This is a genomic window from Variovorax sp. BGA-UO-ETr-C22 (genome assembly GCF_059567965.1).
The window spans coordinates 127,108-140,173 of record NZ_JCAQPA010000004.1 but is presented as its reverse complement, the minus strand read 5'-3'; the positions used below and the strand labels follow the sequence as shown (position 1 = coordinate 140,173).

17 protein-coding genes are annotated in these 13,066 nt (G+C 68.9%); 2 read left to right on the top strand and 15 right to left on the bottom strand.

Annotated features, from left to right (window positions below):
- Positions 1 to 9 precede the first annotated feature (9 nt).
- The 5 genes from AC57B8_RS01160 to AC57B8_RS01140 form a co-directional block, all read right to left on the bottom strand.
- On the bottom strand, positions 10 to 1,488 hold the full coding sequence (locus AC57B8_RS01160) for a TPM domain-containing protein (protein ID WP_496478374.1): 1,479 nt from the start codon (positions 1,486 to 1,488) through the stop codon (positions 10 to 12).
- Complete coding sequence (gene pbpC / locus AC57B8_RS01155; protein WP_496478373.1) at positions 1,485 to 3,716, bottom strand: penicillin-binding protein 1C; 2,232 nt, start codon at positions 3,714 to 3,716, stop codon at positions 1,485 to 1,487. Before pbpC ends, AC57B8_RS01160 begins: the two co-directional genes overlap by 4 nt.
- A gap of 73 nt (positions 3,717 to 3,789) precedes the next feature.
- Positions 3,790 to 6,183 (bottom strand): ATP-binding cassette domain-containing protein, encoded by a 2,394-nt coding sequence (locus AC57B8_RS01150; RefSeq protein WP_496478372.1) that lies wholly within the window; start codon positions 6,181 to 6,183, stop codon positions 3,790 to 3,792.
- Positions 6,184 to 6,269: 86 nt separating this feature from the next.
- Positions 6,270 to 6,680 (bottom strand): VOC family protein, encoded by a 411-nt coding sequence (locus AC57B8_RS01145; protein WP_062474355.1) that lies wholly within the window; start codon positions 6,678 to 6,680, stop codon positions 6,270 to 6,272.
- A gap of 31 nt (positions 6,681 to 6,711) precedes the next feature.
- A complete protein-coding gene (locus AC57B8_RS01140) occupies positions 6,712 to 7,158 on the bottom strand; it encodes a helix-turn-helix transcriptional regulator (protein WP_070062200.1) in 447 nt (148 codons plus the stop codon).
- Between the two features lie 183 nt (positions 7,159 to 7,341).
- Here AC57B8_RS01140 and AC57B8_RS01135 point away from each other — a divergent pair, with 183 nt between their 5' ends.
- Entirely contained in the window at positions 7,342 to 7,548 is a 207-nt protein-coding gene (locus AC57B8_RS01135; RefSeq protein WP_062474353.1) for a hypothetical protein, read from the top strand.
- Between the two features lie 83 nt (positions 7,549 to 7,631).
- Here the strand turns inward: AC57B8_RS01135 and AC57B8_RS01130 are convergent, their stop codons facing one another.
- From AC57B8_RS01130 to AC57B8_RS01095, 8 genes are all read right to left on the bottom strand, one after another.
- Positions 7,632 to 8,258: a LysE family translocator gene (locus AC57B8_RS01130; RefSeq protein ID WP_496478371.1), complete on the bottom strand. Its 627-nt coding sequence runs from the start codon at positions 8,256 to 8,258 to the stop codon at positions 7,632 to 7,634.
- Positions 8,259 to 8,324: 66 nt separating this feature from the next.
- Complete coding sequence (locus tag AC57B8_RS01125; RefSeq protein ID WP_307637471.1) at positions 8,325 to 8,615, bottom strand: DUF2277 domain-containing protein; 291 nt, start codon at positions 8,613 to 8,615, stop codon at positions 8,325 to 8,327.
- 89 nt (positions 8,616 to 8,704) lie between these two features.
- Positions 8,705 to 9,142: a hypothetical protein gene (locus AC57B8_RS01120; protein WP_062474348.1), complete on the bottom strand. Its 438-nt coding sequence runs from the start codon at positions 9,140 to 9,142 to the stop codon at positions 8,705 to 8,707.
- 176 nt (positions 9,143 to 9,318) lie between these two features.
- Positions 9,319 to 9,684 (bottom strand): nuclear transport factor 2 family protein, encoded by a 366-nt coding sequence (locus AC57B8_RS01115; protein ID WP_062474347.1) that lies wholly within the window; start codon positions 9,682 to 9,684, stop codon positions 9,319 to 9,321.
- 75 nt (positions 9,685 to 9,759) lie between these two features.
- On the bottom strand, positions 9,760 to 10,107 hold the full coding sequence (locus AC57B8_RS01110; protein ID WP_496478370.1) for an NIPSNAP family protein: 348 nt from the start codon (positions 10,105 to 10,107) through the stop codon (positions 9,760 to 9,762).
- Between the two features lie 25 nt (positions 10,108 to 10,132).
- Positions 10,133 to 10,357, bottom strand: a complete 225-nt coding sequence (locus tag AC57B8_RS01105) for a hypothetical protein (protein ID WP_492740603.1) — start codon at positions 10,355 to 10,357, stop codon at positions 10,133 to 10,135.
- 40 nt (positions 10,358 to 10,397) lie between these two features.
- Complete coding sequence (locus AC57B8_RS01100; RefSeq protein ID WP_496478369.1) at positions 10,398 to 10,658, bottom strand: scabin-related ADP-ribosyltransferase; 261 nt, start codon at positions 10,656 to 10,658, stop codon at positions 10,398 to 10,400.
- 25 nt (positions 10,659 to 10,683) lie between these two features.
- On the bottom strand, positions 10,684 to 11,088 hold the full coding sequence (locus tag AC57B8_RS01095) for a hypothetical protein (protein WP_390341839.1): 405 nt from the start codon (positions 11,086 to 11,088) through the stop codon (positions 10,684 to 10,686).
- 373 nt (positions 11,089 to 11,461) lie between these two features.
- On the opposite strand from AC57B8_RS01095, the gene AC57B8_RS01090 reads away from it, so the two are divergent.
- Complete coding sequence (locus tag AC57B8_RS01090) at positions 11,462 to 11,842, top strand: TetR-like C-terminal domain-containing protein (protein WP_496478368.1); 381 nt, start codon at positions 11,462 to 11,464, stop codon at positions 11,840 to 11,842.
- On the opposite strand, the gene AC57B8_RS01085 is transcribed toward AC57B8_RS01090, so the two are convergent.
- Together AC57B8_RS01085 and AC57B8_RS01080 are read right to left on the bottom strand one after the other, a co-directional pair.
- Entirely contained in the window at positions 11,822 to 12,523 is a 702-nt protein-coding gene (locus tag AC57B8_RS01085) for a VOC family protein (protein ID WP_496478367.1), read from the bottom strand. The genes AC57B8_RS01090 and AC57B8_RS01085 overlap by 21 nt on opposite strands.
- Positions 12,520 to 13,032, bottom strand: coding sequence for a phosphatase domain-containing putative toxin (locus AC57B8_RS01080; RefSeq protein ID WP_496478366.1), 513 nt, complete (start codon positions 13,030 to 13,032; stop codon positions 12,520 to 12,522). The genes AC57B8_RS01085 and AC57B8_RS01080 overlap by 4 nt, the downstream gene beginning before the upstream one ends.
- Between the last annotated feature and the right edge of the window lie 34 nt (positions 13,033 to 13,066).

Below are 13,066 nucleotides of genomic sequence, written 5' to 3'. Positions count from 1 at the left end.
CCGCCCGCTTTACCAGCTGCCCGAGGCGCCGCCGCCGCTGCTCGAACCGCCGCTGTCCGAGGAGGACGAAGACGACGACGAGGAAGAGGACGACGAACTGCTGCTCCAGCCGCTGTCCCCATCGTCGTCGCTGCTGCCCGATTCCCAGACGCCGGGCGGCAGGAAGCCGATCAGCATCGAGAAGAACGCCGCCAGCGCGATGGGAATCCACGAGGTGTCCGGCACGGGGCCGGGCGAGGTGATGTGGAACACGTAGCCGCAGATGCCCGCCACGATGGCCAGGCGCACGAGGAAGCTGATCACGCTGCGCTGGAAGGTGTTGACCATGCAGCGCACGATGATCGCCACGAACAGCGTCACGCCGCCGATGCACAGCGCCCACAGGAAGCCCCACCAGAAGCGGTCGGCGCCGACCGTGAATGCGACGGCGACCAGCGACGCGATCACGAGCACGAAGCCGCCCATGAAGATGGCGGCCGTGCGCGACATGCCGCAGAGAAAGCCCAGGCCGTAGCCGAAGATCGCCGGCATCGCCAGCACCAGCGCGATGGCCGGGTTCAGCAGCGCCGCGCCGGCCGCCAGCGGGCCGGCCCCGAGCAGACCGAGCACCAGGCGCAGGTCGCGCGGGGCAGGGCGCGCACGCGCCGGTTCGGGCTTCATTGCCGCCAGGGCGTCGGCCCAGGGTTCGGGGCCCGCGCCGGCGTTGCGCCGACCCTTGCGTTTTTTCTCTTCGGCACGCCGCGAGGCCGAGGTGCCGCGCGGCGGGTCGCGCTCGATGCCGCGGCCGTGGTAGATGCCCAGGCCCAGGCCCCACAGCACCACGCCCAGCAGGCCCCAGCCCTCGGGCGTGACGCGGCCGCCGCTCGTCAGGCTGGTGACCTTCTCGTCGTCGGGTGCTGGGACGGGTGCGGCGGCGTGGTCCACGACGATCTGCTGCGACTCGGGCGCGACAACGCCCACCTCGCCGTCGAGCAGCCGCGCGAGCGCGCCCACGGCTGCCTGCACGCCGCCGGCGAAGTCGCCCTCGCGAAAGCGCGGCGCCATCTCGCGGTCGATGATGCGGGCCGCCTGGATGTCGGTCACCGTGCCTTCGAGTCCGGTGCCGACCTCGATGCGCATGCGCCGGTCTTTCTGCGCCACGAGCAGCAGGATGCCGTCGTCGGCGTCGCTGCGGCCCAGCCGCCACTTCGCGAACACGCGCGTGGCGTAGCTCTCGATGGTGTCCTCGCCCGTGGTCGGCACGATGAGCACCGCGAGCTGGGCCTGGGTGCGACTCTGGATGTCGGCGATCTGCGCGCGCAGCGCCTCGGCCTCGCCGGCCGGCAGCGCCTGCGCGAGGTCGACCACGCGCGAGCTCATCGGCGGCACCGGCACGGGCTTGGCTTGCGCGGTATGCGGGCCGGCCAGGCACAGCACCAACAGCAGCAGGCCCAGGCACAGCGACAGCCAGCGGGGCATCGACAGCGGCGCGTTCATCGGCGCGTTCATCGGCGCGCGCCCTTGGCCGCCACCACGCCCGCGCCGCGCACCTCCACCCGGCGCTGGTCGACCACCTTGCCGCTGGCGTCCACCAGCTCGATCAGGTGCCGCCCCGGCCACGGCAGCCACTGCGCGCTGTTGCCGCGCGCAAAATGCTTGCCGTCGATGCGCCATTGCACGCCGCGCCCTTCGGATTCGAAGCGCACGCGCTGGCGCTGCGGCGGAATGTCCGGGTCGAGCGCCAGGATCGTGCCGTCGGCCGGCGCCGTGATGCGCGCCGAGGCGGCGTCGCTCGCCATGCCGGTGTCGAGCGCGAACAGCGGCTGCTCGGTGCCCTGCAGGAACCATTCGCTGCGCGCCGCTTCGAGCGGGTTGCCGTCGGCGCCCGGGCCGAAGCTCACGCGCGCCTCGACCAGCCCGGCGGGCGGCGCGGGCGCGCGGCTGGGTTCGCGCGCGTGCAGGAAGCGCATCACCTCGGCCCACACGGGCGCGGCGCCGCTGGTGCCGCTCACGTCCCACATCGAGGCGCCGCTGGCGTTGCCGACCCACACGCCGACCGTGTAGCGCTGCGACCAGCCCACGGCCCAGTTGTCGCGCATGTCCTTGCTGGTGCCGGTCTTCACGGCGGTCCAGAAGCGGGTGGACAGGATGCTGTCCAGGCCGAAGGTGCGCGTGCGCGCGTTCGGATCCGAAAGGATGTCGCTGACGATGAAGGCGGCGCGCGGGTCGAGCAGCGGCGCGGCTTCGGCAGGCTTCTGCTTGCCGGCCGGGGCGGGTGGGCGCGGCGTGAGCGTGGTCGCCCCGAAGCGCCCGCCGTTGGCCATCATGCGGTAGGCATTGGCCAGCGACAGCAGCGACACCTCGGCGCTGCCCAGCGCCAGGCTGTAGCCGTAGTAGTCGCCGCTCTCGCGCAGCGGCAGGCCGGCGGCGCGCAGCTCGCGCGCGAAGGCCTCGGGCGACACCATCACCAGCGTGCGCACGGCCGGCACGTTGAGCGAGGCGGCCAGCGCGGTGCGCGCCGACACCGGGCCCTTGAAGCGGCGGTCGTAGTTCTGCGGAATGTAGAGGCCGCTCGCGGTGCTGATCTGCGCCGACGAGTCCTCGATGAGCGAGGCGGCCGTGATGCGCTTCTCGGCCAGGGCCTGCGCGTACAGCAGCGGCTTGAGCGTGGAGCCGGGCTGGCGCAGCGCGGTCACGCCGTCGACCTCGGCGGCCTGGCTCAGCGGGCCCGAGGAGCCGACCCAGGCCAGCACCTCGCCGCTCGCGTTGTCGAGCACCACGAGCGCGCCGTCTTCCACATGGCGGTCGCGCAGCTCGCGCAGGTGGCGCTGCAGGCTGTCGAGCGCGTAGCGCTGCAGCGGCGCGCGCAGCGTGGTGCGCACGCTCGTGGGCGCGGTGGACTTGTCGTTCCCCGCATCACGCAACTCGCGCAGCACCCGCCGCGTGGCATGCGGCGCGATGCCTTCGTTGGGCTCGAACGCGCGCCGCTGCACCACCGCGCTGGTGAACATGTCGAGCGCCTCGCAGTCGGTCCTGGCGCCGGGCTCCATCACGCGCAGCACCTCGCAGGCGCGCTGCGCCACCAGCGCGGGGCGGGCGTTGGGCGCGCGCACCAGCGCGGCGGCCACGGCGGCCTCGCGCGCATCGAGCCCGCTCGGGGCCTTGCTGAAGAGCGTGCGCGAGAGCGCGTCGATGCCGACGATCTCGCCGCGGAAGGGCACCGTGTTCAGGTAGGCCTCGAGGATCTGGTCCTTGCGCCAGCGGCGCTCCAGCTGCGTGGCGGCCACGGTCTGGCCGATCTTCTGCGTGAAGCTGCGCCCGCCCGCCGCGCGGCGCAGGTCGTCGTCGAGCAGGCCCGCCAGCTGCATGGTGATGGTCGAGGCGCCGCGCGTGCGCGTGTTCCACAGGTTGCCCCAGGCGGCGGCCGAGGCGGCGCGCCAGTCGACACCGCTGTGTTCGTAGAAGCGCTTGTCCTCGCTCAGCACCATGGCCGCGCGCAGCGCGGGCGACACGTCGGCCAGCGCGGTCCACTGGCCGCGCCGCACCGTGGGGTCGGTGCGCACGCGCTGCAGCAGCTCGCCCTGGCGGTCGAGCACGGCGGTCTCGGAGGAACGGAAGTCGCGCTTCACCTCCTCGAAGCTGGCCAGCGCCCAGGCGGAGGGGGCGGCGGCTGCCGTCAGCAGGACCACGGCCAGGGTGTGCCGGGCGGTGGAAGAAAACGAGAACGCAAGAGGCATCGCAGCAGACGGGGCCGCGGGGCGGCAGGCAAAGCGGAGACGGCCCATTCTCCGCCATGCCTTCCGGGACGCGTCAGGTGCCCACGTACGCCGCGAGATGCTGTCCTGTGAGCGTGGCGCGTTGGCTGACCAGGTCGGCCGGCGTGCCCTCGAAGACCACGCGCCCGCCGTCGTGGCCGGCGCCGGGGCCCAGGTCGATGATCCAGTCGGCGTGCGCCATCACCGCCTGGTGGTGCTCGATGACGATGACCGACTTGCCCGCATCCACCAGCCGGTCGAGCAGGGCCAGCAGCTGTGCCACGTCGGCCAGGTGCAGGCCGGTGGTCGGCTCGTCGAGCACGTACACGCCGCCTTTCTCGGCCATGTGCGTGGCCAGCTTGAGCCGCTGGCGCTCGCCGCCCGACAGCGTGGTGAGCGGCTGGCCCAGGCTCAGGTAGCCCAGGCCCACGTCGGCCAGCCGTTGCAGGATGGCGTGCGCTGCCGGCGTGCGCGCCGGGCCTTCGCCGAAGAAGGCGGCGGCCTCGGTCACCGGCATCGCGAGCACCTCGCTGATGTCGCGCCCGCCGAAATGGTGTTCGAGCACCGAGGCGTGGAAGCGCTTGCCCTCGCACTCCTCGCAAATGGTGGCCACGCCGGCCATCATCGCCAGGTCGGTGTAGATCACGCCCGCGCCGTTGCAGGTGGGGCAGGCGCCCTCGGAGTTGGCACTGAACAGGGCCGGCTTCACGCCGTTGGCCTTGGCGAAGGCGTTGCGGATCGGGTCGAGCAGGCCGGTGTAGGTGGCCGGGTTGCTGCGCCGCGAGCCGCGGATCGCGCCCTGGTCGACCGCCACCACGCCCGCGCCGGCGGGGATCGATCCGTGCACCAGCGAACTCTTGCCCGAGCCCGCCACGCCGGTCACGACCACCAGCACGCCCAGCGGAATGTCGACATCGACGTTGCGCAGGTTGTGCGCCTTGGCGCCGCGGATCGGCAGCGCGCCGGTGGGCTGGCGCAGCTTCTTCTTGAGCGCGGCCCGGTCGTCCAGGTGCCGGCCCGTGAGCGTGCCGCTGGTGCGCAGCGCTGCCACGCTGCCTTCGAAGCAGACCGTGCCGCCCGCCGAGCCCGCGCCGGGGCCGAGGTCGACGACGTGGTCGGCGATGGCGATGGCCTCGGGCTTGTGTTCCACCACCAGCACCGTGTTGCCCTTGTCGCGCAGCCGCAGCAGCAGTTCGTTCATGCGCTGGATGTCGTGCGGGTGCAGGCCGATGGTCGGTTCGTCGAAGACGTAGGTCACGTCGGTGAGCGAGGAGCCCAGGTGGCGGATCATCTTCACGCGCTGCGCCTCGCCGCCCGAGAGCGTGCCCGAGGGGCGGTCCAGGCTCAGATACCCGAGGCCGATTTCGACGAACGAATCGAGCGTGTGCGCCAGCTTGGCCAGCAGCGGCGCCACCGAAGGCTCGTTCAGGCCGCCGACCCACGCGGCGAGGTCGCTGATCTGCATCGCGCAGGCCTCGGCGATGTTGAGCTTCTTGATGCGCGACGAACGCGCCGCCTCGCTCAGCCGCGTGCCTTCGCACTCGGGGCAGGTGGTGAAGGTCACGGCCCGTTCCACGAAGGCGCGGATGTGCGGCTGCATCGCCTCGACGTCCTTGGCCAGGAACGACTTCTGCACCTGCGGAATGAGGCCCTGGTAGGTGAGGTTGATGCCGTCGATCTTGATCTTGGTCGGCTCCTTGTGGAGCAGGGCGTTGAGCTCCTTCTTCGTGAACTTGCGGATCGGCTTGTCGGGGTCGAAGAAGCCGCAGCCGTTGAAGATACGCCCGTACCAGCCTTCCATGCTGAAGCCCGGGATGGTGAGCGCGCCTTCGTTGAGCGACTTGCTGTCGTCGTAGAACGCGGTGAGGTCGAAGTCGGTGACCGCGCCCCGGCCCTCGCAGCGCGGGCACATGCCGCCGGTGCGGCTGAAGGTCTGCTTCACCGTCTTGCTGGCGCCGCGCTCCACGGTGATGGCGCCGGTGGCCTTCACCGAGGGCACGTTGAACGCGAAGGCGCTGGGCGAGCCGATGTGCGGCTTGCCCAGGCGGCTGAACAGGATGCGCAGCATCGCGTTGGCGTCGGTCGCGGTGCCGACGGTGGAGCGCGGGTCGCCGCCCATGCGTTCCTGGTCCACGATGATCGCGGTGGTCAGGCCGTCGAGCACGTCGACCTCGGGCCGCGCCAGCGTCGGCATGAAGCCCTGCACGAAGGCGCTGTAGGTCTCGTTGATGAGCCGCTGCGACTCGGCCGCGATGGTGCCGAACACCAGCGAGCTCTTGCCCGAGCCCGAGACGCCCGTGAACACCGTGAGCCGGCGCTTGGGCAGCTCGACGCTGATGTCCTTCAGGTTGTTCACGCGCGCGCCCTGCACGCGGATGAGGTCGTGGTGGTCGGCGGCGTGCCTGTTCTGCGTGTTTTTCGCTTCCTTCTTCGGGGCCTTGCTGCTCATCGGGTCTTTCTCTGGAAGGGACACGGGGCCGCGACGGCGGCGACGCCCGTGCAGGAGGTCAGAGGGCTGCGGCGCCGGAGGCCGGCTCAGCGCGTCTGCTGGATGCGGATCAGGTTGCCCGCCGGGTCGCGCACCGCGCAGTCGCGCACCCCGTAGGGCTGGTCGGTGGGCTCCTGCACGATCTCGGTGCTGCGCGCCTGCAGGCGCTCGAAGGTGCCCTCGAGGTCGGGCGTGGCCAGCAGCAGCGAGGCGAAGGTGCCCTTGGCCATCATCTCGGCGATGGTGCGGCGCTCGTCGTCGGTGAGCCCGGGCGTGGCGGCCGGCGGGTACAGCACGATGGAGGTGGCAGGCTGGCCGGCGGGGCCGACCGTGATCCAGTGCATGCCGCCATAGGCGACGTCGTTGCGCACCTCGAAGCCGAGGGTGTCGCGGTAGAAGGCCAGCGAGGCCTGCGGGTCGGTGTGCGGGAGAAAGCTCGAGTGGATGCTGAGGTTCATGGTGACGAGGGTCCGAAGTGTGTACGGGCCGTCATGCTAGGTGTGACTCGGGGTTTCGCGCTTCTCGATTCCTGATCGGGCGCGTCACTTGTTTGGCGATGCACGCCGGCATGCCCGCTGTCGCCTGCGCCGCCTCGCGCCGGTAGACGCCGGGCGACACGCCCACCAGTTCGGTGAAGCGCGTGGTGAAGGTGCCCAGCGAGGCGCAGCCGACCTCGAAGCAGACCTCGGTCACGCTCAGGTCGCCGCGGCGCAGCAGCGCCATCGCGCGCTCGATGCGCCGCGTCATCAGGTAGGCGTAGGGCGACTCGCCATAGGCGAGCCGGAACTGGCGGCTGAGGTGCCCGGCCGACATGTTCGCGTCGCGCGCGAGCGCTTCCACGTCCAGCGGCTGCGCGTGCTCGCGGTCGATGCGGTCGCGCACGCGGCGCAGCCGTGCGAGGTCGGGCAGGGAGGGCTGGGGCTGCGTGGCGGTCATCGGCGGGATCGTGCCACGTCGCTACGGCGTGCTCAAGCGCAGGCAAAGGTTCCACATCCGGTAACGAACTTCACACAAGCGCCTGCATCTGGACACCCGATGCGCACGCAGCGGGGCTTCAATACGGTACGGGCTCGCAGGAGGCGCGCCCGACCGTACAGCCCCACCCAAGGAGAACTCCGCATGACGAAAACACTCGCGCTTCTGCTGGCCGCCTCGGCCATCCTGGCTGGTTGCGTGGTCGCACCCTACGACCGGGGCCCGCCCCCGCGCGGCCACGGCTACGACCGCGACCGTGACGGCGTGCCCAACCGCTACGACCGTGACCGCGACAACGACGGCGTGCCCAATCGCTACGACCGCCGGCCGAACAACCCCTACCGCTACTGACACCGGGGCCGAAGGCCCCCAAAGAAAAAGACCGCGAGGCGCGCAGCCCCGCGGTCTTTTTTCTTGCGCGTGTGTGAATGTGCTCAGGTGGCGCGGCGCGCCATCAGCGCCCACAGGCCGGCCGCGCTCAGGAGCGAGCCGCCCGCCAGGTGAAAACGCCGCTGCGCGCGCGGCGAGGCGAGCAGCCGGCCGGCCGAACTCGCGAACACCGCGTAGAGCGTGGCATTGAGCGTGGCCAGCGCCACGAAGGTCAGGGCCAGCACCCACATCTGATGCGACACGTCGGCGCCCGGGCTGATGAACTGCGGCAGGAAGGCCACGAAGAACACGATGCCCTTGGGGTTCAACGCCGTCACCAGGTAGGTGTTGGCGAACAGGCGCCAGCGCGAGGCCGGTGCGGCCGGCGCGGCGGTCTCGGTGGACGAGATGCCGGCGCGCAGCAGCTTGATGCCCAGGTACAGCAGGTACAGGCCGCCGACCCACTTCACCACCGTGAACCAGAAGGCCGAGGTGGCCAGCAGCGCGCCCAGCCCCAGCAGCGACACCACCAGCGCAGTTGAATCGCCCAGCGCCACGGCGGCCACCAGCGGCACGTTGGCGCGGCGGCCGTGCGACATCGAATAGCTGATCACCGTGAGGATGGTCGGCCCCGGAATGATCAACAGCAGCGCCGAAGCGGCGACGAAGGCGAGCCAGAGTTCGATGGGCATGGGGATGGATGCTCCTGGTGGTGTGGGAAGGGCGGTGCGCCGTTCAGCGCGGGAACGAAGTCTTTTTCATGCGTCCGAGGTCGAAGCCGGTGCGCCGAAACGCAGCGCGGACCGCGCCTTGGCGCGTTCGGCCTCGATGGCACGGTCGCGCGGCTCGGCCGTGGTGACCAGCGAGTCGATCAGCCGCGTGGCCGTGGCGGCCACCTCGTCCACGGCGCGCTCGAAGGCCTGCTCGTTGGCGCGCGACGGCACGCTGAAGCCGCTGAGCTTGCGCACGAACTGCAGGGCGGCGGCGCGGATCTCCTGCTCGGTGGCAGGGGGCTCGAAGTTGTAGAGGGTCTTGATGCTGCGGCACATGGCGAATGCTCCGGTCAGGCGCGGCGCAAGGGCCGCGCGGCCAGTCTAGCGAAATCGCGTTTTCTTGCGCAGCACCCGCCGGGCAAAGGCTACTTCAGGCTCAGGACACCCAGCCCCAGCCCGATCACCCCCAGCACGAAGCTCACGAGGCTGATCTGCAGCGGGATGCGGTAGGCGGGATCGGGGTGGTCCCAGTGCGCGCGCAACACCTCCAGCGCGGTGGCCCGGCGGATTTCCATCGCGCAGCCGTGAAAGCCCTGCATGTTGATGCTGCTCTTGGGAATCTGCAGCGCGAGCCGGGTTTCGTAGTCGATCTCGATGCCGTCTTCGGGGAAGCCCGGGTCGCGGCCGATGCCCCGGATCATGCGGCAGCAGCGCTTGCCGGCGTTCGTCTTCAGCACCACCCAGGCGTTGCGCCCGCCCAGCGGCGCGAGCCGCTGGTTGTGCACGCGGATCAGCGAGAAAGCCTCGTAGTCCGCCGGGTTGGTGAACGAGCGTTGTTGCGTGACGTGGAGTCCTGTGACCATGATTTCCTCCCTCTGTGAATGAACGCCGGTGCGCCTGCCGGACAGCCCGTGCAGGCGTCGCTTTCGACGTTAGTTCAGAAGGCGGGAGGTGCCCATTGGCGTTGCCATGGAGCGAACGATTCAATCGTCAACAATGGTGAAGCAGACGGGCGATCCGGTCGCGCGTCGGCCCGGGCTCAGTCGCCGTCGTAGAAGAACTCTTCGCGCACGATCTTGCCGTCCTTGACGGTGTACAGCGCCATCTCTTCCATCGTGAAGCGCTGGCCCGTGGGCTTCATGGTCACGTCGAAGCGAAAGCCGACGATGAAGCGGTCGTCGTGCGGCCAGGGGCCGGCCACCTGGAACGAATGCACCTCGTGGTTGGCGACCCACCATTCGCCCTTGGCGCGGATGGCCGACAGGCCCACCGACTCGCGCGACATGCCGGGCGGCGCGCTGGCCTCGACGCTGACGGCCTCGGGCGCGTAGAGCGCCTGGGCTTCATCGAATGTCCCTGCTTTGCACAGCGCCACGAGCTTGGCGGCGATTTCCTGGGTGTTCATGCGTTTCTCCAGTGAGTTGGGGGGATGACGGGAGGCGCAGTGTAGGCCCGCGCACCGTGCGTCGTCGACAGATGTTCAACGCGCTGGTTCGTTGAGCGCGCGCAGGCTGTCGACGCCCTCCGGCGAGAGCCACAGCAGTGTGTTCAGGTAGGTCTCGATGCGGTCGACCAGCGCGCTGCGCGGGCCCTCGCGCCATTCGGTGGAACCGTAGAACGCCGCCTGCTCGGCCTCCAGCGCCTCGCGGCTCGCGTAGGCGCGCACCAGGTGGTAGCTCTCTTCCTCGTGGTCCGACTTGCCGTAGCTCACCACGTCCATGCTCTTGCCGCGCAGCATGGGCACCGCGCGTTCATGCATCGCGCGGTGGAAGTCGTCGAGGGTGCCGGGTTTGAGGCGGTAGGTGCGGATTTCGAGCAGGCGGGTCATGAGGCGTCTTTCGCTGCAGCGTGAGTTACGCGTAGAGAAACGTAACCACCGTGAAATACAGAACCAGGAGACATGCCAGGATGCCCTTGGCGTTCTTCGTGACGAAATCAATGTAGCGTGACATGGCCTCGTCCGTGAGCCGAGCCTGCAGCGCATGTTCTGCAGGCAGAACAGCACGTAGCAGATAGCCGCCGAAGAAGATGATGGCCACGAGCACGACCATGAGGAGCAGTGGCAGAAGGAGGAACATGAGGGCTTGAGCGTATTCCGCTGGTTTCTACAGCCGGTCGTCAGAGGTCGACGAAGTCATCGGGCGTTGCGGCGTGCGTAGCGACACAGTACCGCACGATGCTCTCGGGTGGAATGTTCCGGGAGAACAGGACTTCTGATTCCAGCTCGAATGTCGGGACCGGCTTCCCCCAGGACACCACGTCAACTCCGCCTCGAGACTTGATCTTGTAGAAAAAACCGCGTCCGTTCAATGCATGGTCAAGTGCAAGTTCAAAACGTGTGGATGTGCTCACGTAGATGCTCGCACCCGTCTCTCGCATTGGAATTCGTCGCGGATATCGACCACTATCCCTCGCGGTGCTTGCTCAAGCAAGCCTTGATACTCGTCTCTTCGCGATTGAACTTCACGACGCCACTGTAGTCCGATGTGTCGAGTTGGAAGCGACCGTCGTCGCGGACATAGGCGACCAGAAACTGCGAAGCGGCGACGACAAGGTCCACGCGGTAGCCGTCGGCGCGTTTCGTCTGCCGAACGTGTGGCAGCAGGATGTTCTCCGAGGGGGAGGCCATCGCATCGTTGACGCAATCCACCATTGCTGCTTGCTCCGACTTTCGATAGCGGCCATCCACGATGGTCCGAAACTTCGACGGAGTCGCGACGGTGTTTACGCTCGTGGTGAACTCCCCGGTCGACACGGTGGTACAGCCAGACAAAAGGGCCACGATGGTGAGGGAGGCGGCAAGTTTCACAGGTTCCTTCGCTTGATTGCTGGACGTTGGTACTTCATGCCTGGAAGAGGGCGTCGAGTACGCATTTCTGACGTTGCTCAGTCTACCCACGTGCCGACGGCGGCAACGAGCACTTTGAGCTTCCGGCGAATTGGATCGTGAGTGGGGCAGGGGCGTGAATCACTGTTGCTCTTGTCGAGACCTCAAGAGCCAATCATTGCGGTAGTCCAGCTGACAATGCTGCCGCGGCTGTTGAGCGGCGCGTGTCTGGGGAGCAGCAGATCAGGCTTCCTTCATCGGAACTGCGCTCGGCATCGCTAGGACGGTTGCGTACGGAGTACGCAAGAGCTGATGTTGGGGCGCTTCGGACAGGCATGTTTGTCGGCTTGAGACAGTGAACCCGCTCAGCACGGTGGTGCGCACGCTGTCGTCGCACATGGGGCGCCACATCACGACGATCATTGCGGCCGCGGACCCCGACACCGAGCTGTCGAAGGCCCTTCGCAACCACTTCATCCTGTCGCGCCGCGACGAAGGGCGGGTGCTGTTGCAGCAAGCGGCCGAGGCGGGCGAGATCCGGCCGGATGCCGACCTCGAGATCGTGCTCGATCAGACTTACGGGCCGTTGTTCTTCAGGCCGCTGATGGGGCACGCGCCGCTCGATGCGGGTTTTGTCGAAGGGCTGATCGGCAGCCTGCTCGTCGGGCTTGGCACGAGCCCCGCGAGCGGCAAGCGCAAGCCCGCAACGCGTGCGTCACGGAACAAGGCGGCCTGAAGCGGTGGGGGTGTCGGTGGGCTGAAGCAGGTCCCACTTGTTGCCGCAAAGATCGAGGAAGACGGCAACCGTACCGTGCGGCTCGTGGCGTGGCGCTTCGAGAAAGCGCACGCCGTGGGATGTCATGTGTTCGTGGTCGGACGCGAAGTCCGTGGTGTGCAGGAACAGGAACACGCGTCCGCCGGCTTGCTTGCCGACGCTGGCGCTCTGCTCGTCGGTCACGGCCTTGGCCAGCAGCAGCGCGGTGCCGGCATTGCCGGTGTTGCGTGCTGGAGCAACCACCACCCAGCGCTTGCCCGGACCGCGCGGCGTGTCTTCGACCAACTCGAAGCGCAGCGCCTCAGTGAAGAAGCGGATGGCTTCGTCGTAGTCGTGGACGAGGAGGGTGACGGTGGCGAGTTGGCGGGTCATGGGAGGCGTTTGCGTTGCGCTGTCGTGTGTGCTGGCGCTGTCGTCCGCGATCGCGACGCAGCGCTCCATCTGGGCGGCCTCGCGCACCTCTTCGGTAGTGTTCACCTGGAACACGTTCTTGCCGCAGTCGCTGCAATACCGGACGCCGGGCGTGGCGGTGGCTTCGAGTGCGTCCCAGGGCTTGGGGCACGAGAGCGTTCCGTCGTGCCCGCCTTGCGAGGGCGCCTGCGGATCGACGGGCGCGCGACCGATGCGGATCGACTTCTTCATGGGGGCGGTGGGCGGTGGGTGCCGAGGATGTACTGCGCGACCCATTCCGCCTGTTCTGGTGTGTCGGGCATGTCGACGCCCCGCGAGCGGCTCAGCAGGTGGAAGATGTTCTGGGGCGGAACGCCGAGCCCGTGCAGCAGGCTGCCCGCGATGAGGCCCGTGCGGCCGATGCCTGCGCGGCAGTGGATGGCGATGGCCTTTCCGCTCACCAGCTCGGCGCCCAGTTCGGCAATGAAGGCCGCCGCGTCCCGCTGCGATGCCGGCAGGCCTCGGTCCGGAATCGGGAAATGCCGGAACGCGATGCCATGTTCGGCGCACAGCGCAGGCTCTTCCCGGAGTTCAAGTGCCCTGATTTCCTGCGCCTCGAGCAGGGAGACCACCATGTCCAGCGATGCACGCTGCCAGGACGCCACCTCGGCGCGCAGCTGGTCGCCGCCGCGCGGGCGTGCCATCAAGCCCAGCCGATGCGGCTGTATGTCGCGGACCCAGTGGATGGTGGTCTCGAACATGGTCTGCGGACCTTACAGCCGATCGATCAGCCGC